Raw genomic sequence first — 21,531 nt, forward strand, 5'->3', positions numbered from 1 at the left:
TTTTCCCGAAAAAAGAAGCCCGTTCAACTGGCACGCTACATCACAAAATATTTGATTAGTACTATTCCAAAAGGAAAAAAACCAATAAAAGCTTATCTTACCGGAGCCAACAACTTATACCGTAAATCTTCATGCGACCGAAATTGTGTCTTGCCGCATTGATGCTTTTTTTCTCCCTAAGCTCAAGTAGCCAACCCGCCTTCATTGACAGTCTTGAAAATGTACTGAAAACCAATATTCCGGACACCAGCCGGATCAATATCCTCAATGCGCTGGCAGAAAAATACCGCTACTCCAATCCGGAAAAGATCTACCAGTACAGTCATTCGGCCAGGGCAAAAGCACTGACCAAAGCGTTCGCTCCAGGTCTCACCAGATCCATGTATAATCTGGCTATTTATTACGAGACCTACCGAAACGAAGACTCACTTCAATACTATTTCGAAAAATCCCTGCACCTCTCTGATTCGCTCGGCGATAAAAAATACCACACCCTCACCATGAACAGCAGGGGTCTTTACCTGGTGTCGAAAAGGAGGTTTGAGGAGGCAGTCAACATATTTTATGACGTGCTGAGAAGCCACGAGGAAGCTGGAAACCCTTATGGAGAAATGGCTGCTCTCAATAATATCGGTCTTGTATTTATGGAGCTGCGTCAGTATGCAAAGGCGATCTCCAACTTCAAGAAGGCTTTGCCAAAAATTCCTGAGCCGCATCCGGTGGTGCTCAACAACATCGGCTCTTGTTATGGGAGCCTGTCTCGTTACGACTCAGCCGAATACTTTGTCACGTGGGGTATAGAACGGGCCAGAGCAACCAACAACTTGCATGCGGAAGCAAACGGTCTGCACATTCTGGGAACGGTTTACGAGTCAGCGGATGACTATGACAGGGCGCTGGAGATGTTCTTGACAGCAGAAAAAATACGTGAGAAAGTGCCCGGCACTGCCATGCAAATAGCCGACCTGACCAATATTTCCAACATTTATGCCAAGCTAAAAAACCCGTCGAAAGGTATTGAATATGGCAATAGAGCATTAAAACTGGCTGAGGACGATCAGGTAGACTACAAGATTGAAAACATATATGAGGCACTCGCCTTGAACTATGAGGCGGCCGGAAACTTTCAGCGAGCGACAGAATTATACAGGAAGTGGGGTGTTGAAAAAGACTCTTCATATGCGAAAGCTCAGTCGGAGGCACTTGCCGAGATGCAAACAAAATATGAAACTGAAAAGAAGGAGCAGCAGATACAAATCAGGGACCTGCAATTGGCCGAGCAGGCTTTGCTTATCCAACAAAAGAATCTCCAGCTTTATGCATTCATTGGTGGAGTGGTCGTTTTGCTTATCCTGCTATACCTGGGCTACAATAGGCTGAAGCTCCAGCGAAGAGTACAGCAACTAGAACTGGTTCAAAAAATTCAGTCAGAACGAGAACGCATTTCAAGCGACCTCCACGACCATGTAGGCGCTCAGCTGACAAGTATTCTCTCTGGCCTGCAGATTACGGATCAAATTGAGGGATTCAGGAAAGATGAAGAAGTGCAAAAAATCGTGAGCAGTCTGAAAGCAGATGCGCAGGACACGCTCACAAGCCTTCGTGACAGCATCTGGAGCCTGCATCAGAGCGAAATAACCCTGGCCGATTTTATCGATCACATTGAAAAATACCTAACCAACGCAATCAAGTATAATTCCAGCCTCTCTTTTGAAATCATTAACCACATCGCCTACCCTTATAAGCTCGCCTCCCGGGAGGCGCTCAACATTACCCGGGTGGTGCAGGAGAGTATTCAAAACATTGCCAAACATGCTGGGGCTCGTCGCATCATCATAGACTTGTCGTTGAAGGATTCCCTGGTGATAAAGATTTCCGACGATGGTGTCGGATTCGATACCGAAGCCATGGCTGAAGGTGAGCACTATGGCATTGAAAATATGAAACGACGTATGGAGGAAATTGGAGGCGGCTTTAGTATCTCATCCGCAAAAGATCAGGGGTCTACCATTAACCTCACTATTTGATTTACCCCAAATTGGGTATTGGGCCAATTAGTTCTTTACCCCACCTTTGACACTGAACAAAAAACCTATGGCTATTCGTATTGCATTGGTTGAGGATAATCCGTCGCTGAGAAAGCGATTCATCGACAACTTTAAATACTTCCAAAGTATTGACCTGGTACTAGTCAGTCCAACCGGGGAGGATTTTCTCAACAAAATGGAACAGGCCACTGCACAAGAGCTACCTCAGGTAGTTCTCATGGACATTGAATTGCCTGGCATCGACGGAATAGAAACGACCGCTCGCCTAAAGCAGTCACTGCCAGATATTGAAGTAATGATGCTCACGGTGTTTGAGCAGCCCGACAAAATATTCAACTCTCTGAAAGCCGGGGCTGTGGGTTACATGCTGAAGGACGAAAGCCCGTCCAATATTGTAAAAGCCGTTGAAGAACTGCTGGAGGGTGGTGCACCAATGTCGAGAACCATCGCCCGCAAAATGATTGGTTTGATTAGTTCAGATCCAAATCTGAGCGAGGATTCGAAATTGAAAGACCAGGCTATTCAGGAATATGGGCTCTCCGAGCAGGAAGTAAAAATAATCCAACGGCTTGTGGATGGGAACAACTACCTCGAAATAGCTGAAGGGCTCTTCATCAGTCCGCACACCGTAAAAACGCACATCAAGAACATCTACAAGAAACTTCATGTGCACAGTCGGGCCTCTGCCGTGAAGCTGGCCATCGACAAGAAGATAGTGGGAATAGTAGCGCTGATTTTAGCTGCCGCTGCAACACTACTTTCTACCTAACTCTTCCACTTGATATTGCAACCCATCGAGGGTAGCTGCTCCTCTTCTCTCACCGCTTTATCCAACAAAGCAGCATCAAGCGCATTTCGCAAGTCTTTCCCAGTCAACGGCAGCCCGTTTCTTGGTGTACTTGCGTCAAGTCGTCCCCTGTAAACACATTTCAAGTCGGCATCAAACACATAAAAATCCGGGGTGCAGGCAGCCTGATAGGCCCTGGCAACCTCCTGAGTTTCATCGTACAAATAAGGAAAGGGGAAAGCCTTCTCTCTGGCCATGATCTTCATTTGCTCAGGGCCATCCTCGGGATAGTTCACCACGTCGTTTGAGCTGATGGCCACAAAACCTACACCCTTTAGCTGGTATTCACTGGCAATCGCCAACACCTCATCCAACACATGAATGACATAGGGACAATGATTACAAATGAACATCACCACGGTGCCTTTCTCAGCTTTGACATTGCTTAGCGAAAGGAGCTTGTCAGAAACGGCATCTAAAAGTTTAAAATCCGGGGCATTGGTTCCCAGCGGGAGCATCGTAGAATAAGTACTGGCCATCTTTTGACTTTTATTTACTTAAAGACCTAAACAAGTAAAAAGTTCTGAAAACTAATAAATACGTTAAAATTACCTTCTGTAAAAGCGCTTGTTGGGCGGATCAACACTTATCTCTATCTTGATGAACATCTTCAAAAACCTAGCATACCCCAACCATGAGGCGAATTAACAAACAGACTATATTCCTTACGGCTTTAGCGCTTTTTCAAATATTTTCCATTGATGTTTCTGCCCAAAGGAGAAGTATCACCCCATCACCCGCCAGGGCTGAAGGTGACGGCCCCTACACGCAGCTCATCATTCGAGGTGCCATCATGATCAACGGCACCGGAGCGCCTCCAATCGGGCCAGTGGATATCGTTATCGAACAAAACAAAATCAAAAGCGTCCAGACGGTTGGCTATCCTGGTGTTGAGATCAACGCCGAAAGACGCCCAAAACTCAAAGAAGGCGGCAAGGAAATCGACGCTACGGGCATGTACGTGCTTCCCGGCTTTATCGATATGCATGGGCACATCGGCGGCGTGACGCAGGGAACTCCAGCTGAATATGTGTTCAAACTCTGGATGGCGCATGGCATCACTACGATTCGTGAACCTTCAGCTGGCAATGGCCTCGACTGGACACTTGAACACAAGAAAAAAAGCCTGAAAAACGAAATTACCGCTCCCCGCATCCTGGCCTACACTGCCTTTGGAATGGGCAAAGAGGGGGGCATCAACAGCCCCGAAGAAGCTCGTCTTTGGGTGCAGGAAAATGCTAAAAAAGGAGCCGATGGCATCAAATTCTTCGGTGCCAGCCCCGACATTATGGAAGCTGCGCTGCGAGAGAATAAGCGGCTGGGTCTGAGAGCTGCCTGCCACCATGCGCAAATGGACGTGGCCCGGGCCAATGTGCTCAACACCGCCAGCTGGGGACTCACCAGCATGGAGCACTGGTATGGCCTGCCCGAGGCTATGTTCGACAACCGCACAATCCAGGACTTCCGACTCGACTACAACTATCAAAACGAACAGCATCGTTTTGGCGAAGCCGGAAAGCTTTGGAAGCAGGCTGCCGCTCCATATTCAGAAAAATGGAACGCAGTGATGGACTCACTCATTGATCTCGACTTTACCTTGGATCCAACCTTCAATATTTATGAGGCCAATCGTGATTTGATGAGGGCCCGCACTGCCGAATGGCACCGGGATTATACACTTCCCTCGCTGTGGGATTTCTACCAGCCAAGCATGCAGTCACATGGCTCGTACTGGCACTACTGGGGCACCGAAGAAGAAATTCAATGGAAAGAGAATTATCGCCTTTGGATGACATTTGTAAATGAATATAAAAACCGGGGCGGCAGGGTAACTACCGGCTCAGATTCAGGGTTCATTTTCCAATTGTACGGTTTTGCCTATATCAGAGAAATGGAGCTACTGAGAGAAGCCGGCTTCCATCCTTTGGAAATTATTCGTTCTGCTACCTTATATGGAGCACAGGCCCTCGGTATGGAAAAGGAAATTGGCAGCATTGAGCCGGGTAAGCTGGCCGACCTTGTCATAGTAGAAGAGAATCCGCTGCAAAACCTTCAGGTACTGTACGGAACAGGCGCCATCAAGTTGACAGAAGACAATGAAGTCGTAAGAGTTGGCGGTGTAAAGTATACGATCAAGGACGGAATTATTTACGATGCTAAACAATTGCTTGAGGATGTGAAAACGATGGTAACAACTTCCAAGGAAGCAACTGGAAAGACCATCAAACAGCCAGGCGTCAACTAAAATTCTATCTCATCGGCGTTCAAAAACCAGACCTCAGTCTGTATGGTTTTTTTGAAATTATCTTTTTTCAAGATTTTTTAGTATTATGAAAATTATTTGAAGCATCGCCCGATATTATAGTTATTATTGAATGAACATCCCAGATCAATCCTTTTTACTAAAACCACTTTTTGAAAAGCTTCCTCTTTCAACAGCATTCACTTTTGCACTCTTGTTGGTTCTCTTAAATAGCTGTATCCCAACTGAGCCCAGCAATGAGGAAAAAAGTGAGGAGACCACAGAGACAGTTCAAACTTCTGCAGAAAGTGATGAAGAACCTTACGAGGCTGTATCTCTTTTGGGCAAAAAGCTTAAAAGACCAGAGCTTTCTGAGAAACAAAGGACAACCCTCGAAACAAACCTGGCAAAGGCTAAGGCAAATTTCGATGCGTATCCTGACAGCCTGGACTTCATCATTTGGTATGGACGAAGGCTTGCTTACATGTCGATGTACAAAGAGGCCATACAAGTATACACCGAGGGGTTAAGAGAATTTCCCGATTCGTACAGGATCTATCGCCACAGGGGCCACCGGTATATTTCCATCAGGCAGTTTGAAGATGCCATCAGGGATTTGGAGAAGGCGGCTTTTTATATGCGTGGGGAAGAAACCATGATCGAAAAAGATGGGATACCGAATAAGCTTAACATACCACTGTCAAGTACTCAGTTCAATGTTTGGTATCATCTTGGACTTGCCTACTATTTGAAAGGCAACTACGATAAGGCTATTTCAGCTTACAAAAAATGTATGGAGTTTTCCACCAACGATGACCTGCTGGTGGCTACCTCTGACTGGATGTACATTACTTACAGGAAGTTGGGGAATCTGCAAGCGGCTGACAAAGTGCTTGAGGCGATCAAACCAAAAATGAAGATCATAGAGAACGACTCCTATCACAAGCGCCTTCTTATGTACAAAGGTCTTTTAAAACCAGAAGATGTTCTTAATGCTGACGAAGAAGATGGGGTTCAACTCGCCACACAAGGCTATGGAGTGGCCAACTGGTACCTTCTCAACGGCAACATCGAAAAGGGCAGGGACATTCTGGAGAAAGTGGTCGCCGGCGAAAGCTGGTCGGCCTTTGGGTACATCGCCTCAGAGGTGGAGCTCACCAACCTGCAGGCGCTACTTTAATTCGTTTCTCAGGGCCAACGCAACATCAGGGTAATTCGTAATCACCCCGTCTACGCCCATGCCAAGTACTTTTATCATTTCGTCAGTTGTGTTCACAGTGTAAGGAATAACTGTCAAGCCTTCTTCGTGATGCCGTTCAACAAGCGACGCATTGATCATTTTATGGTAGTAGTTCATCGATTCCACATGTGCAACGGAGGCTCGTCCTAGTCTGAACTTATTGTCCTTATGAAACGGGACAAAGAAAAGCGACGTCTGGCTGACCAGCAGCTTTTGCAAAGGTATGTTGTAGCCACTGGCATGAGCCTCCTCCAAATATTTTGAATCAAACGACTGAATAATGCACCACTCTTCGGCTCCATACTTGTGCACCTCCTCGGCCACCTGCTTTCCAAGTCCATCGTAAAGCCCTTCTTTTGGCCATTTGATTTCTATCAATACTTTCACTTCGCCGTTGATGCCTACAATGACTTCCGCCAGTGAGGGTACCAACTCACCCTTGAATGCTTCGCCAAACCAGCTGCCTGCGTCCAACGCACGAATCTCATCAAAAGTCATGGCTGAAATAGCGCCTGAGCCATTGGTGGTCCTGTCCACTGTGGCATCGTGCATGACTATGAGATGCCCGTCTTTGCTCCTGTGAACGTCCAGCTCAATCACATCAGCACCCAACTCAATGGCTTTGCGAAACGATGCCATCGTGTTTTCAGGAGCATGGCCAGCTGCGCCACGATGCCCCACGATAATGAAGCCTTTCTCCTTGATGTCGTTAATTGTGTAAGATTCCATGTTGTTTGCCATCACTGGCCAGAAGAACCAAGCTAACCCGACAGCGATCAGGCCGAGCCCACCTAGGATATACTTTAGCATAACAGAGATTTTGAGGATAATTTAAGCAATTAGACGGTCAAAATGCCTCGGCAACGTTGAGATAAACAGCATAGAAACCATCAGTTGCCACGCCGAAATCGAGTCTGAGGTTGAGCTTTTGATCCTTTATCGGCCTGAATCGCCCGCCAGCGCCAACCACAGCCTTCACCGGGGTTTGAAAAGCCGAAACTATGCCCGGAGAAACATTTCCAACACCTGCAAAAAGTACCCCTCCCAGCCTCCAAAAAAGCGTTCTTCGTCCCTCTACCTGAAAATACCAGGAGACTTTGTCACGGTACAGGTTTTCATTCTTGATTCCCCTCAGCCTGTCGTTTCCGCCTAGCTGCGGAAGCCTGTAAAACGGGATATTATTACCGGCCACGGAGTTAATCACAAGCTGAAGCCCCAAAACATGTTTTGGCGAGATCACTTCCCGAAAGTACCTTGAATCAATGTTCAACTGTGCAAAGGAATAGTTGCTACCCACTACTTTACTAAAGTAATGTAGGTTGCTGGTGACGTACCAACCTTTTGAAGGGTAGAGGACGTTATCTCTTGTATCGAAGATAAATATTGGCCCTAGCCCGTTAGTCCAACCACCCTTGGTGCCCGACACCTCTCCAGTCTCCAGCACTGCCCCATCTTTGAAGTCGCTAAGCTTGTCATACCTGAAGTCGTACGACAATCCAAAAAAGTATTTTTCGTCCCTAATCTTCATCCACCGACCGTTCAGCTGGCCAAACTGATCCAGAAACATTTCCAGGTCATCCGGGTGCGTGTCATTTCCGATGCCGAAAAAAAAGTCCGGGTAGTTACGCACCCTCAGGGTATTGCTCAGGTAGGTGGCATTCTTAAAATATTGCTCTGATCGCAGCGAGCTGATCACTTGCTTGTTGGCCGTGTAAATAAATATCGGAGCCAGTGTGCTGGGTCGCTTGAAGCTGCTTGTGTCTACCCCCTTTTTGGGCAAAATCCACATGCCCATAAATCCGCCAAAGAACCTTGACTCAGGCGAATAACCCAAAATGGGGGCCGCAATGACCTTCCCTTTTTTTCTGGCAACCGAATCCACCTTTTCCACGGTCTGACATAGGCCGCTCCATGGTGCCAACAGAACCAGCAGAAAAAGAAGGTAAGAACCCTTCATCTTACACCTTGCCAACAGAAATATTCAGCTCCTTCAGCTGCTCAGCTGAAATAGTAGACGGCGAATCAATCATCACGTCCCTGCCCGAGTTGTTTTTAGGGAATGCAATAAAGTCACGGATGGAATCCACGCCACCAAACAGTGAACAAAGTCTATCGAAGCCAAAGGCAATACCACCATGCGGAGGTGCGCCATATTCGAAAGCTTCCATCAGGAAGCCGAACTGCTTCTTGGCCTCTTCATCTGTAAAGCCAAGCGTTTTGAACATCAACTGCTGCGTTGGTCTGTCGTGGATCCGGATAGAGCCACCGCCGACTTCCACACCATTGATCACCATGTCGTAGGCATTGGCTCTGATGGCACCGGGGTCTGTCTCCAGCAACTTCATGTCCTCTTTCTTCGGTGCGGTGAAAGGGTGGTGCATCGCATGGAAGCGCTTTGTTTCCTCATCCCACTCAAGCAAGGGAAAGTCGAGTACCCACAAAGGTTTGAAATCGTCCCTTTTTCTCAGCCCAAGTTTGTTGCCCATTTCCAGCCTCAGCTCATTCATGGCTTTGCGGGTCTGGTCTTTGTCTCCAGCCAATACTAATATAAGGTCGCCAGCCTCGGCACCGCAGGCTACGGCCCATTCCTTCAGCTGATCCTCGGAGTAAAACTTATCTACCGAAGATTTGAAAGTGCCATCGGTATTGCATTTGAGGTAAACCATGCCTTTGGCTCCAACTTGTGGTCGTCTGACAAAATCGGTCAATCCGTCCAGCTCCTTGCGGGTGTACTCGGCGCAACCTTTGGCACAAATGCCCACCACCAACTCAGCGGCATCGAACACCTGGAAGCCTTTGCCCTGGGTAAGCGCATTCAGCTCCACGAACTCCATACCAAAGCGAATATCTGGCTTATCGCTGCCATACTTAGCCATCGCCTCATCGTAGCTCATGCGAGGAAAGGCGCCAAATTCCAGTCCTTTTTCTTCTTTGAAAAGCGACTTCACCAGCCCTTCGAATATGTTGAGAATATCTTCCTGCCCAACAAACGACATCTCGCAGTCGATCTGGGTAAACTCAGGCTGGCGGTCTGCCCGGAGGTCTTCGTCACGGAAGCATTTCACGATCTGGAAGTAACGGTCGAAGCCAGACACCATCAGCAGCTGCTTGAAAGTCTGGGGGCTCTGCGGCAAGGCGTAAAACTCCCCCGGGTTCATACGGGAGGGTACCACAAAGTCACGGGCACCTTCCGGGGTCGACTTGATGAGTACTGGCGTTTCCACTTCGATAAACTTGTTGCCATCAAGGTAGCGGCGGGTGTACTGCATCATCCTGTGACGAAGCTCAAGGTTGCTTCTTACAGAGTTTCTACGCAGGTCCAGGTAGCGGTACTTCATGCGAAGTTCATCGCCACCGTCGGTTTCGTCCTCTATAATAAATGGAGGTACTTTAGCGGGATTTAACACCTCCATCGCCGTCACTCTGATTTCTATGTCGCCAGTCGGCATTTTAGGGTTTTTCGACACCCTTTCTATCACTTCGCCGGTAGCTTTCAGCACAAACTCACGACCCACACCCTGTGCCATTTTCTGAATGTCGGCAGCAGTTGCTCCTTCATCAAACATGAGCTGTGTCAAGCCATAGCGATCCCTCAGGTCGATCCAGGCCATGCCGCCTTTGTCCCGGAGGCGTTGCACCCACCCGCAAAGTGTTACGGTAGTTCCTACGTGTTCAAGTCTTAATTCGCCACAAGTGTGAGTTCGAAGCATTGCTAGTCGTTTTGAATTTTGGGAGGCAAAGTTAGCAATACTTTGGTCAAATGAATTTCAATTCTGTACCTATTTCAAATCCATATATCCGTCAAAGCTGTTATCTTTAATCAAACATTTATTATGAGTGCCGAAAACATAAAGGATGAGCTTCATCAGTTGATAGAGAATGCCGATGAGCAGTCTCTAAGAATTGCACTAAGTGTGCTAAAATCTGAAGAAACAGAAGCTGACTATGCGCTATCTAGCGAGCACAAAGAACTCCTTGACAAAAGGCTCGATGAACATGAGAAAAACCCAATGTCCGGCTCTTCCTGGCAAGAAGTCAGAAAAAGAATAGAAAAGAGGATATGACCTTTGAGGTGGTTATCAAGCCGGACGCCGAAAGGGATATTACTGAAAGTGCTATCTGGTATGAAAAGAAAGTAACTGGACGGGGAGAGATTTTTTGGATGCCCTGGAAACTATGTTTTTGAGATTGGAGACTAGTCCTCTCATTTACCAACCCCGATATAAGTTGGTTCGAATGGCAAAATTAAAACGATTTCCATTCTGCGTTCACTTCACAATTGAAAAGGAAAAAATTATCGTCCACGCTGTGTTACACACAAAGAAAAGTCCTCGTATATGGCTGAAAAGACAGAAATAAAATCGTCTTTTCGAATAGAATGACAAGAGCCTGATATTTTCCCTAGTTTTGTATGAACCAGAACGCTATTTAAGCCCATGAGATCATCATATTGCCTATTACTTTTTTTGGTCACCTTTACCGTTAAAGCCCAACTAAGCCCCACCAAAGTAACTGACTACATCACCGTGAGCCTTCCTTCCGACTTTCGTCCGATGAACGAGCAGGAGATCAACAGTAAGTATGTGTATACCCGCAGACCGATGGCTCTGTACACTGACTACGGTGTCACGGTCGATTTTGGCATCAATAGAGGTAACAACCAATGGGCCCAGGGTGACTTAAACATTCTGAAGGATTTTTATAAAGCCAACATTTCTTCTCTTTACGATGAAGTGAGTTTCACCAAAGACGCCATCGAAACTATCAACGGCCGGGATTTTGCCGTATTTGAGTTTGTTGCAATAGTTAAACCTGAGGAAGACGCCATTACCAACGAATCAGCGCTCCGTGCTTACAGCTATATTCAGTACACCATTGTCAACAACCAAACGCTCGTGTTCACGCTTTCATCGCCTTACCAGCATATGAGAAAATGGAAGGATTTGGCACCACAGATCATGCAAAGCGTATCCATTAAAAAGAACTTCAAGTGAGTGGGCTCACAGTTTTCAGCGACGATCATTTCATGAAAGTCGCTCTGCGTGAAGCTGAAAGAGCGCTGGAGGAAGATGAAATTCCGGTCGGCGCCGTTATTGTTTGTCAGAACAAAGTCATTGCCAAAGGCTACAACCACACAGAAAAGCTTACTGACGTAACCGCCCATGCAGAAATGCTGGCGATCACTTCAGCGGAAAACTACCTCAGTTCCAAATACCTGAACGATTGTACACTGTACGTTACGCTTGAACCTTGTGTGATGTGTGCAGGTGCCCTCCACTGGACGCAGATAGGCAGAGTTGTTTACGGGGCATCCGATTTACAGCGAGGTTACTCACTGCTGACGGAAAATGTGCTGCATCCGAAAACAAAGGTGTCATCGGGAATTATGGAACAGGAATGCCGACAACTGATTAACACTTTTTTCAAGAGGTTGAGGGGGAAGGAATAAACTCATCGATACTTCCATGTACATATCTATTACATCAAGGAACTATACCCACCTTTTGGCGTTATTTATTTGGGCAGTTCTTAGTAGATTTACTGTTCAGTAAGATAAATGTTCAACCATAAAACAAATCAATAATTATGGCATTCGAATTACCAGCATTACCATATGCAACCAATGCGCTGGAGCCGCACATCGACGCCCGCACCATGGAAATACACCACGGCAAGCACCACAATGCTTACGTGACGAACTTGAATAAAGCCATCGAAGGCACTGAAATGGCTGGCAAGTCGCTCGAAGAATTGCTGAAAAGCCACTCTAACGTGCCAGCTGTGCGCAACAACGGCGGCGGTCACTGGAACCACTCTCTTTTCTGGACAGTTATGGGCCCTGGCAAAGGCGGCCAGCCTTCAGGTGCTTTGGCTGATGCTATCAACGCTGCCTTCGGTTCATTCGACGGCTTCAAAGAAAAATTTTCTGCGGCAGCAGCTACCAGATTCGGCTCAGGCTGGGCATGGCTTTGTGTGAAAGGCGGCAAGCTTGAAATATGCTCTACTGCCAACCAGGATAATCCATTGATGCCTGACGCAGGTTGCAGTGGCACACCTATTCTTGGTCTTGATGTTTGGGAGCATGCTTACTACCTCAACTACCAGAACAGAAGACCTGACTACGTTGCAGCTTTCTACAATGTGGTAGATTGGGATGCAGTTGCCAAGCGCTTTGCAGCGGCAAAATAATTAGCCAGTTGCTACTAAATATCAGAGCCCTTCCAGCAACGGAGGGGCTTTTTTATTGCCCATCGAACAACCCATATGCCTGACCACGCAATTAGCCCTTCCTTTTTAGGTATCGAATTAGGATATTGAGAAATAAACGATTCAAAACATACCTACTATTATGAGTTCAACATCCAGAAGAACATTTATACAAAAGACCGGCATGGCCGCTGCGGGCGGGCTGGCACTTAGCCAAATGCCTTTTTCGTCATTCGCCGGCGTACGGAAGCCGGTCGCAGCAGCCGACAAGCTGCGCTATGGTGTGATCGGCTGCAACGGCATGGGCTGGAGCGACATGCGCTCACACCTCAACATGGACGAGGTCGACTGCGTCGCTCTATGCGACGTTGACCAAAGCGTGCTTGACAGACGCTCCGCTGACGTGGAGAAAATGAGGGGTAAAAAACCCGCCCAGTATGGCGACTACCGGAAAATGCTGGAAAACAAAGACATTGATGTTGTTATCATCGGCACGCCAGATCACTGGCACTGCAAAACCATGGTCGATGCTGTGCAGGCCGGAAAGCATGTGTATGTGGAGAAGCCAATCGCCAATACCATGGAAGAATGTAACCTCATGGTAGCTGCTGCGAAAAAATATGGCAAAATCGTGCAGGTTGGGCAATGGCAGCGAAGTGGTCCGCATTACGAGCAGGCGCTTGACGTGGTTCGCTCTGGCAAACTGGGACAAATCAGACTGGTGAAGGTATGGGCTTATCAGGGGTGGATGAAGCCGGTGCCTGTTTTGCCAGACACAGCAGTGCCTGCTGGTGTCAACTACGACATGTGGCTTGGGCCTGCTCCGAAGCGTCCCTTTAACGCCAACCGCTTCCACTTCAACTTCCGCTGGTTTTGGGACTACGCCGGCGGTTTGATGACCGACTGGGGCGTGCATGAAATTGATATTGCACTTTATGCTATGGGTGTGAAGGCCCCCAAATCAGTGATGGCCTCAGGTGGCAAGTTTGCCTACCCGGATGACGCCTCAGAAACGCCAGACACACTGCAAACGGTATTTGAATACGACGGGTTCAATATGCTGTGGGAGCACGCCACGGGAATTGACGGCGGCAACTACGGCAAGACCGAAGGCATCGCTTTTATTGGCAACAACGGCACGCTGGTAGTCAACAGAGGTGGCTGGGAGATCATCCCCGAAACCCAACAGAAAGACGGAATGACTGCCTGGAAAATGGACGATGTGCCAGATCAGCGCCCGCAGGGAAATGCGCTTGATCTCCATACCAGAAATTTTGTTGATGCCATCAAGGCAAATGATTCATCCAAACTCAAGTGCGGCATTGAAACAGGCAGCATTGCGGCCATTAATGCGCAAATGGGCAATATCGCTTACAAAACCGGGAGGAAAGTTTTCTGGGATGCGGCAAGCGGGCAATTCAAGAACGATGCCGAAGCCAACGCTCTGATGAAAGCGAAATACAATAATGGATGGACTTTGCCGAAGGTTTAATCAAAAAAGCCCTTCTCCATGGAGAAGGGCTTTCTTTTATGCCTGGCCCATGGCCTTTAAATAGGCTGCATGGGAGCCCAGGGCGATCCGCATGCGGGGGTATTCAATATACACGATACCATTCTCCTCACACACTTTCTTGATGATTTTGCTTATGGCAGGATAATGAATATGAGATATTTTGGGGAACAGATGGTGCTCAATCTGGTAGTTCAAGCCACCAACCCACCATGTGATCAGCTTATTTTTAGTGGCAAAGTTGGCCGTTGTCTTTATCTGATGAATCGCCCACTCGTCTTCAAGCTTGTTCAATTCATTCGGAACGGGGAAATGAGTGTGTTCCACTGTGTGTGCCAATTGGAATACGAGCGTAAGCACCAATCCAGCGAATAAGCCCATTACCAGGAAGCCTGTTAGCCATGGCAGGAAACCTACCATATAGATTGGCAACGCCATGTAAACCACCGCATGAATCACTTTGAAACCCCAAAAGCTGATATGATCCTTGGGCTTCATCTTCATTAGCGGCATAGAGCCTACCTTCTGGGTAAAGTACTTCTTGTAGTCTGTAAAGAATACCCAATACAGGTAAAGCAACGAATAAGCAAACCAACCATAGATATGCTGGTAGCGATGAATTTTTCGGTGACGCTGCGTAGAGCAAAGTCTCAGGAACGGCCTGGCATCAATATCATCGTCAATTTCATCAATATTGGTGTAGGTGTGATGAATAACGTTGTGCTTGGTATTCCACATAAACACATTAGCTCCAAGAAAATTGAGCGATAGACCTGCGAGCTTATTCACCCACTCTTTGCGGCTAAAACTTCCATGCGAACCATCATGCATCACATTGAATCCTATGGCAGCCGTTAAACCTCCCATTATTACAGATTCTGTGAGGGCCAACCAGGTGCCTGGAGTAAAAAAGACTAAATGGATATAGAAACCCACCCAGCTCAATACCAGAACAACGGCCTTGAAGTATAGCTTATAGTTACCAGTCGACGGCTTTCCTGCCTCTTGAAAGTATTCGTTTATTCTTGACCTCAGTTCGCCATAAAACGAATTTCCCTGAGATGAAAATTTAGGTGCACTCATTAGGGTTCTTGTTATTTAAAAGCACAAGTTACCTACTGTGCTTCGATAATTAAGAGGACAAAGGTACGATTAAAACCTGAAACATTCGATGCAATTTTATCGACGGTAGGGAGGAATCTATTTCTGTCTACATTAACAGAACATCATTTATCTCTTTTTAATTGCACTGCCACCAAACAAACTCAGCTAATCCATCCTATTGCATTGCATACGATCATTTTTCAAACAACTTTTTTAAATCAGCTAGCTCATCCCTCAACCTCGCTGCGTCAATAAAATCCAGCTCCTTGGCCGCTTTTTCCATGGCTTTTTGTGTTTGCTTGATCAGCTTTTCGAGCTCAGGCTTTGGCATGTATTGAACAATCGGGTCGGCGGCAATACTTGGCTCCTCATTTTCAACGTAGTACTTCCTTCCGTCCTTTTTGGAGTCAGCCACTTTAGTTTGACCCATAATTGAGCCGATATTCTTTTTAACAGATCGGGGGGTAATGCCGTGCTCTTTGTTGTAAGCAATTTGGATGTCCCTCCTCCGATAGGTCTCATCAATGGCCTCCCGCATGGAGTCAGTGATTTTATCGGCGTACATAATCACCTTTCCGCTTTCATTTCTGGCCGCCCGACCAATTGTCTGAACCAACGATCGCTGGTTTCTAAGAAAGCCCTCTTTGTCGGCATCCAAAATAGCGACCAGCGAAACTTCCGGTAAATCGAGGCCCTCACGCAAAAGGTTGACACCTACAAGGACATCGAAAACACCTAGCCTTAGCTCTCTGAGAATTTCTACCCTGTCAAGTGCATTCACCTCTGAGTGGATATAGCGTGACTTCACGCCAGCTCTCTCAAGGTACTTCTGAAGCTCCTCCGCCATTCTTTTAGTAAGCGTAGTCACCAGCACCCTTTCTTCCTTTTTCACCCGCTCATCAATCTCTTCCAACAGATCGTCTATCTGATTGATACTCGGCCTGACGTCAATCTCCGGATCCAAAAGACCGGTTGGCCTGATGATCTGTTCCACGACCACACCCTCTGACTTTCTGAGCTCATACTCTGCCGGCGTGGCACTAACAAATATTACCTGGCTCAGCATTCCTTCAAATTCATTGAATGTCAACGGCCTGTTGTCCAGTGCCGATGGAAGCCGGAAACCGTAGTCCACCAGGTTCACCTTTCTCGACCTGTCGCCTCCCCACATAGCCCTGATCTGCGGCACAGTCACATGGCTTTCGTCAATTACCATCACAAAATCTTCAGGGAAATAGTCAAGCAGACAGAAAGGCCTTTGGCCCGACTGCCTCCTGTCGAAATAGCGGCTATAGTTCTCCACGCCCGAGCAATAGCCGAGCTCTCTTATCATTTCAAGATCAAACTCTGTTCGCTCTTTCAACCGTTTTGCTTCGAGAAACCGCCGCTCACTTTCAAAATAGTTGACCTGAGCCATCATATCGTCCTGAATTTCGATGATGGCCTGCTGGATCACATCTTTCCCGGTGACAAAAAGATTGGCAGGAAATATTGTTATTATTTTCTCGTCGCTGAGCTTTTTACCTGACTGTGGATCGATCCGCTGAATGGATTCAATTTCGTCTCCCCAGAAAATAATGCGGTAGGCAAAGTCGGCATACGCAACAAAAATATCAACCGTGTCCCCCTTCACCCTAAAGTTACCCCGCTTAAACTCTACCTCCGTTCTGCTGTACAAAATATCCACAAAGCTGAAAAGCAGTTGATTTCGGGTGATCTGCTGCCCTTCCTCTAACCGAATAACATTTTTGCCAAACTCATCCGGATTGCCTATACCGTATATGCAGGAGACTGAAGCAACCACTATCACGTCCCGCCTTCCGCTAAGCAGCGCCGAAGTGGCACTTAGCCTCAGCTTTTCAATTTCTTCGTTGATAGAAAGATCCTTCTCTATGTAAAGTCCTGTGGTTGGAATAAACGCTTCCGGCTGGTAGTAGTCGTAGTAGGAAATGAAGTACTCAACAGCATTGTTAGGAAAGAACTGCTTCAATTCTCCAAAAAGCTGTGCTGCCAGCGTCTTATTATGACTGAGGACAAGGGCTGGCCTATTCACTTCCTTGATGACGTTGGCCACTGTGAAGGTTTTGCCGGAGCCTGTCACTCCCAGCAGCGTTTGGGCGGGTTCGTTGGCATTGAGACCTTTTACAAGCTCTGCAATTGCCTTTGGCTGATCCCCTGTGGGTTGGTATTCAGATGTTAGTTCGAAGTCCAAAGAGTAGAAATTTGTTGGTCAACGAATAAACGAAATATTCATCACTTTTGATTCCAGATTTCCCAGGCTCTCTCGGCTTGCAACACCAGCATGTCGTATCCGTTTTTTACTTTGGCGCCATGCTCCTGCCCTTTCTTCATAAAAAGTGTCTCGGCTGGATTGTAGACGAGGTCGTAGAATAAGTGGCCGGAACCAATTCTCTCGAAATCAATCTCCGGGCATTTTCCGGTATCCGGGTACGTGCCCAATGGTGTTGTGTTGATAATCAATTTCCTCGATTCAAGAATCGTGGGATCATTTTTCAAATCTCCGTAGGTAATAACTCCATTCCCAGCAGACCTAGACACCTGAAGGAATTCAATCTTCAAGTCCTCCAGTGCCACCCTTACTGCAGAAGCCGCTCCACCTGTGCCAAGCACCAGGGCTTTTGCTCCAACTATTGCATCACCGGCCCAGCTCTGCAACGACCGCAAAAAACCTATATAGTCTGAGTTAAATCCTGTTAGCTGTCCGTCCCGCTCTTTTCTTATCACATTGACCGCCCCAACTCTTGAAGCACTCTGGTCAAGCTTGTTCAGCAAAGGAATGACTGCCTTTTTATGAGGGATGGTGACGTTTATCCCTACCAGATTGGGATTCTCGGCAAACAAAGCTGGAAAGCTGGCGGCGGTTTCCATCTCATACAGCTCATAGGAAGCATCGCTGATCCCTTCTCTCAGGAACTTCTCCGAAAAATATTTTCTTGAAAAAGAGTGGGTCAGTGGAAACCCGATTAGTCCAAACAGCCTCGGCATTACTTGTTTTTGTACTTGACGGTTGTGTGCGCAATTTTTTCAATAATCACCACAACGCCAAAGCCAAGTGCAATAAAAAGCAGAGCGAAAAGAATTTGAGGATCTTGCCCGGTAAGCTTATGATAATAATGTGGCCAAACATTGTTTTCGATAAATGGCACCTGTTCGCCGGCGCTGTTCAGCCTAAATTGCGCCACTCGTTTCCAGGGCCATATTTTGTATAGCGATCCGACCATAAACCCCGACAATAAACCGATGGCCATGTTGTGGTATTTTTTCAGAAACCACGAAATGGCTCGGGAAAAGGATAAAAGCCCAATGACACAGCCAGCTGCAAAAAGTGCTATAACAAGATAATTTAACTCCTTAAGCGCTCTTAAAACATATTCATATTTGCCCATGATCAGCAAAATGAAACTGCCCGAAATACCCGGAAGTATCATGGCTGTTATGGCAACCATCCCGCTCAGGATAATGAACCACCACGATGTTGGGGTTGTGGCAGGTGTGGACGAAACAATGATGTATGCAGAAACTAAACCTGCTATAAAGGCAAATATAACACCAGGAGACCACCTTTTGATTTGCCTGGCAATGGTAATGGAGGAAATGATGATAAGACCGAAGAAAAAAGACCAAACATAGATCGGATACAGCTCCAACAAGTGCGTAATCACCTGCGCAAAGATGATAATGCTCAGTCCTATGCCAGCAAGCAGGGCGACAAGAAAATTGCCATTAATGTGCTTCCAAAGCTCCTTGATTTTGAAGCTTGAAAGCAGCTTAAGCGCAGTCAGGTCAAATGCTTTGATAGCGTCTAGCAGCTCTTCATAAATTCCTGTAATGAAGGCAATTGTTCCACCGGAGACTCCCGGAATCACGTCGGCACTTCCCATAGCCAGGCCCTTCAAAAAGAGCAAAAAATAGTCAGTTAACTTTCTCGGCATTAAAATGATGTCCAGGGTATTGAAAAAAGAGGCCATTTCTTCAAACAGAAATGACCTCCCAATAATAGTTAGTTAGAACTGAGACAGGAAGTGGTCAAATGTATCACCTCTCAAGCCCAGTCTTATCGTTTCTAAAGGAATTACCTCTTGTGGGGCAATATTTCCCAGGTTCACATTGGCCCCCAGCAATTTGATGAACCAAACTTGCTGTGTCTTTTGCGGTGCCTCCCAGATAATCCGCTCGAACGGAATTTTGGTCAAAATTTCCTCTACCAGTCCCTGGCGAACTTCTCCGGAGTCTCGGAACAGACCAACGTTTCCTCCTTCTCTGGCCTCTCCAATCACTTTCCAGGCGCCGGCGTCCAGCTCCGTTTGCATCTGCTCAATCCATTTGTAGGGTGGGATAATCTTGGCAGCATCCTTTGATCCGACTTCTGACAATACCGTCACCTGACCAGACAACTGCCGAATGTATTCGCATTTTCTGTCATGATCGAGGGTAATGGAGCCGTCCGACACCTCCGCATACTTCAATCCGTATTTGTCCAAAACCTTCCTGTAGTCCTCAAACTGATCTCTGATTACAAAGGCTTCAAACAAAGTACCTCCAAGATAGACTGGGATGCCCGCCGACTGATAGAGGTCAATTTTCTCTTTCAGCTTTGGGAACACATATGAAGTAGCCCAGCCAAGCTTAATAATATCTACATACTCACCACATGTTTCTATCAAATCCGCTGCTTCTCTAAGGCTGCTCCCCTTATCCATCACCATGGTAAAACCTGTCTGCCGTGGCTTCTTGGTTCTCTCCGGAACCTTACTTAATGCATAGTTTTCTAACATTTCAATTTCCTAAATTTCCCAACAAAAAAAGCCACTACACTCCAGGCATGGCTTTCAAACACCCTTCGATAAAAGGCAATTCTTATTTATCTTTATTATTAGACTTATAGCGCTCAATGATTTTGTATAGTGCCTTCTGAGTCTCAAGTTTTGGAAAAAACTCAAAGAGGACGACGTGATTTTCAAAATTCAAAGTTAAGGCATTTTCCAAAATTGCAAAGGCCTCTTTGAATCGTCCCGCAGTTATTAAATACACTGTAGCCCTGTAATATAAATCGGACTCCTCGGGGCATTCGTCCATGCCGGAAGAAACAGTGTCGACAGCTTTTTCATATTGGCCCTGCTCAAAATAAATGTGCGACCAACCAAGCCAGGCCATGGGATTTTTGGGATCTAATATGGTTGCCTCTTCAAAAGCGTCCATACTTGAAACAATATTGCCAACTTTGTATTCCGCTTCGGCAACTGCTAACCAGTAATCGGGGTTTTCAGCGTTGAGTTTGAGTGCTTTATTATAGAAATGAATGGATTCAAACCACCTTTCCTGAGCCTTCAAACATGAAGCAATGCCAAAGTAGGCTTCGTCATACATGTCGTCAAGCTTGGCCGCTCGTCTGTAAAAAGACAGCGCTTCATCTAATTCACCCAATTTTTCATAGGCGGCTCCAATATAGCAATAGGTTTCGGAGCTCGGCCCCTCTAACTCTTCGGTAGTTTGAAACGCCTTTAGCGCTTTGTCGTACTCCTCTATGTTAAGGTAAGCATTGCCCATATTAAAGTAGGCAGAGCTAAAACTATCGTCGATGGCGGCTGCGTACTCATACGCATCGATAGCCTCTACGTGCCTTCCAAGCTTGTTGTATACGATGCCGAGGTTATACCAGGCATACTCCGAAAACGGATCTCTGTCAATGAATTGCCTATAATAATCAAGGCTGCTCTCAAGCTCACCTGCTACATCCAGGCAATAAGCCAGTTCGTACAGCGCATTTTCATGATTGATATTGAACTCTATGGCTAGCTTGTAATTATCAGCCGCCTGCTTATAGTCTCCTTTACCCTGAAAAGCGAGGCCGATATTATAAAAAACTTCGTCCTTATCTTCTATCCACTCCAGTGCGTTGTTCAACGCATCAATGGCTTCATCATAATTTCCATTGAGAGACAATATATTACCCTTCAGCAGAATGATCTCAGAATCTCCAGGCTGTAGATTTTCAGCAGTTTCCAGTAATTTGAGTGCCTCGTCATATTCCTCAAGCGATGTGAGGATAGTTGCTTTTCGCAGCATTAATTCCACTGAAAATGGAAATTGATCAAAAGCCACATTGACTGCTTTTAATGCTTTGCTGAACTTCAGCTTGTCAAGGTAATAGTCGATGATATTCTCGAAGTCGTCTTCCTCAAAATAATGGCTGACTCTCCCTTTCACAAAGTCCTCAAATTTCTCTACCAGCTCTTTAAGCTCTTTCTTACGAAAATCTTCCGCCATTAAATGTGATGATTAATAGTGTGACAAAGGTAGGAACAAAAAAAC

19 protein-coding genes and 1 pseudogene are annotated in these 21,531 nt (G+C 46.5%); 10 read left to right on the forward strand and 10 right to left on the reverse strand.

The features are described 5' to 3' along the window. Positions 1 to 131: 131 nt before the first annotated feature. On the forward strand, positions 132 to 2,027 hold the full coding sequence (locus tag RT717_RS21925; protein ID WP_317488494.1) for an ATP-binding protein: 1,896 nt from the start codon (positions 132 to 134) through the stop codon (positions 2,025 to 2,027). Positions 2,028 to 2,094: 67 nt separating this feature from the next. After that, on the forward strand, positions 2,095 to 2,817 hold the full coding sequence (locus RT717_RS21930) for a response regulator transcription factor (RefSeq protein WP_317488495.1): 723 nt from the start codon (positions 2,095 to 2,097) through the stop codon (positions 2,815 to 2,817). On the opposite strand, the gene RT717_RS21935 is transcribed toward RT717_RS21930, so the two are convergent. Continuing rightward, positions 2,814 to 3,374 (reverse strand): thioredoxin family protein, encoded by a 561-nt coding sequence (locus RT717_RS21935; RefSeq protein ID WP_317488496.1) that lies wholly within the window; start codon positions 3,372 to 3,374, stop codon positions 2,814 to 2,816. The genes RT717_RS21930 and RT717_RS21935 overlap by 4 nt on opposite strands. Before the next feature lie 155 nt (positions 3,375 to 3,529). Between RT717_RS21935 and RT717_RS21940 the strand changes: the two genes are divergently transcribed. Both RT717_RS21940 and RT717_RS21945 read left to right on the forward strand, forming a co-directional pair. After that, positions 3,530 to 5,140 carry an amidohydrolase family protein gene (locus RT717_RS21940; RefSeq protein ID WP_317488497.1) on the forward strand — a complete coding sequence of 537 codons (1,611 nt, stop codon included), beginning with the start codon at positions 3,530 to 3,532 and terminating at the stop codon, positions 5,138 to 5,140. A gap of 130 nt (positions 5,141 to 5,270) precedes the next feature. After that, positions 5,271 to 6,317 carry a tetratricopeptide repeat protein gene (locus tag RT717_RS21945; RefSeq protein WP_317488498.1) on the forward strand — a complete coding sequence of 349 codons (1,047 nt, stop codon included), beginning with the start codon at positions 5,271 to 5,273 and terminating at the stop codon, positions 6,315 to 6,317. On the opposite strand, the gene RT717_RS21950 is transcribed toward RT717_RS21945, so the two are convergent. Genes RT717_RS21950 through aspS form a run of 3 tightly spaced genes read right to left on the reverse strand, consistent with a single transcriptional unit; the run spans position 6,309 to position 10,087 of the window. Next, positions 6,309 to 7,187 (reverse strand): glycerophosphodiester phosphodiesterase, encoded by an 879-nt coding sequence (locus RT717_RS21950; RefSeq protein ID WP_317488499.1) that lies wholly within the window; start codon positions 7,185 to 7,187, stop codon positions 6,309 to 6,311. The genes RT717_RS21945 and RT717_RS21950 overlap by 9 nt on opposite strands. Positions 7,188 to 7,224: 37 nt before the next feature. After that, complete coding sequence (locus tag RT717_RS21955; protein WP_317488500.1) at positions 7,225 to 8,334, reverse strand: BamA/TamA family outer membrane protein; 1,110 nt, start codon at positions 8,332 to 8,334, stop codon at positions 7,225 to 7,227. A gap of 1 nt (position 8,335) precedes the next feature. Continuing rightward, the gene (gene aspS, locus RT717_RS21960; protein WP_317488501.1) at positions 8,336 to 10,087 is read right to left on the reverse strand and encodes an aspartate--tRNA ligase; all 1,752 of its coding nucleotides are present in this window, start codon (positions 10,085 to 10,087) and stop codon (positions 8,336 to 8,338) included. Between the two features lie 123 nt (positions 10,088 to 10,210). On the opposite strand from aspS, the gene RT717_RS21965 reads away from it, so the two are divergent. From RT717_RS21965 to RT717_RS21985, 6 genes and pseudogenes are all read left to right on the forward strand, one after another. Next, positions 10,211 to 10,441 (forward strand): addiction module protein, encoded by a 231-nt coding sequence (locus RT717_RS21965; RefSeq protein ID WP_317488502.1) that lies wholly within the window; start codon positions 10,211 to 10,213, stop codon positions 10,439 to 10,441. 91 nt (positions 10,442 to 10,532) lie between these two features. After that, positions 10,533 to 10,736 (forward strand): annotated as a pseudogene (locus RT717_RS28570) (hypothetical protein); the annotation flags it as partial. A gap of 77 nt (positions 10,737 to 10,813) precedes the next feature. Next, a complete protein-coding gene (locus tag RT717_RS21970) occupies positions 10,814 to 11,371 on the forward strand; it encodes a hypothetical protein (RefSeq protein ID WP_317488503.1) in 558 nt (185 codons plus the stop codon). Continuing rightward, positions 11,368 to 11,826 (forward strand): nucleoside deaminase, encoded by a 459-nt coding sequence (locus RT717_RS21975; RefSeq protein WP_317488504.1) that lies wholly within the window; start codon positions 11,368 to 11,370, stop codon positions 11,824 to 11,826. Before RT717_RS21970 ends, RT717_RS21975 begins: the two co-directional genes overlap by 4 nt. Positions 11,827 to 11,963: 137 nt before the next feature. Further along, on the forward strand, positions 11,964 to 12,566 hold the full coding sequence (locus RT717_RS21980) for a superoxide dismutase (RefSeq protein ID WP_151998119.1): 603 nt from the start codon (positions 11,964 to 11,966) through the stop codon (positions 12,564 to 12,566). 160 nt (positions 12,567 to 12,726) lie between these two features. Continuing rightward, positions 12,727 to 14,076, forward strand: coding sequence for a Gfo/Idh/MocA family protein (locus tag RT717_RS21985; protein WP_317488505.1), 1,350 nt, complete (start codon positions 12,727 to 12,729; stop codon positions 14,074 to 14,076). Between the two features lie 36 nt (positions 14,077 to 14,112). On the opposite strand, the gene RT717_RS21990 is transcribed toward RT717_RS21985, so the two are convergent. The 6 genes from RT717_RS21990 to RT717_RS22015 form a co-directional block, all read right to left on the reverse strand. Beyond that, entirely contained in the window at positions 14,113 to 15,177 is a 1,065-nt protein-coding gene (locus RT717_RS21990) for a fatty acid desaturase family protein (protein ID WP_317488506.1), read from the reverse strand. A gap of 214 nt (positions 15,178 to 15,391) precedes the next feature. Next, a complete protein-coding gene (gene uvrB, locus RT717_RS21995; protein WP_317488507.1) occupies positions 15,392 to 17,410 on the reverse strand; it encodes an excinuclease ABC subunit UvrB in 2,019 nt (672 codons plus the stop codon). Between the two features lie 41 nt (positions 17,411 to 17,451). After that, positions 17,452 to 18,204 carry a shikimate dehydrogenase family protein gene (locus RT717_RS22000; protein ID WP_317488508.1) on the reverse strand — a complete coding sequence of 251 codons (753 nt, stop codon included), beginning with the start codon at positions 18,202 to 18,204 and terminating at the stop codon, positions 17,452 to 17,454. Then, a complete protein-coding gene (locus tag RT717_RS22005) occupies positions 18,204 to 19,151 on the reverse strand; it encodes a DUF368 domain-containing protein (RefSeq protein WP_317488509.1) in 948 nt (315 codons plus the stop codon). Before RT717_RS22005 ends, RT717_RS22000 begins: the two co-directional genes overlap by 1 nt. A gap of 72 nt (positions 19,152 to 19,223) precedes the next feature. Next, complete coding sequence (locus tag RT717_RS22010; protein ID WP_317488510.1) at positions 19,224 to 19,994, reverse strand: phosphosulfolactate synthase; 771 nt, start codon at positions 19,992 to 19,994, stop codon at positions 19,224 to 19,226. Positions 19,995 to 20,076: 82 nt separating this feature from the next. Next, positions 20,077 to 21,486: a tetratricopeptide repeat protein gene (locus RT717_RS22015; protein WP_317488511.1), complete on the reverse strand. Its 1,410-nt coding sequence runs from the start codon at positions 21,484 to 21,486 to the stop codon at positions 20,077 to 20,079. Positions 21,487 to 21,531: the final 45 nt, after the last annotated feature.

Origin of the sequence: Imperialibacter roseus (assembly GCF_032999765.1) — a bacterium.
GTDB classification, from domain to species: Bacteria; Bacteroidota; Bacteroidia; order Cytophagales; family Cyclobacteriaceae; genus Imperialibacter; species Imperialibacter roseus.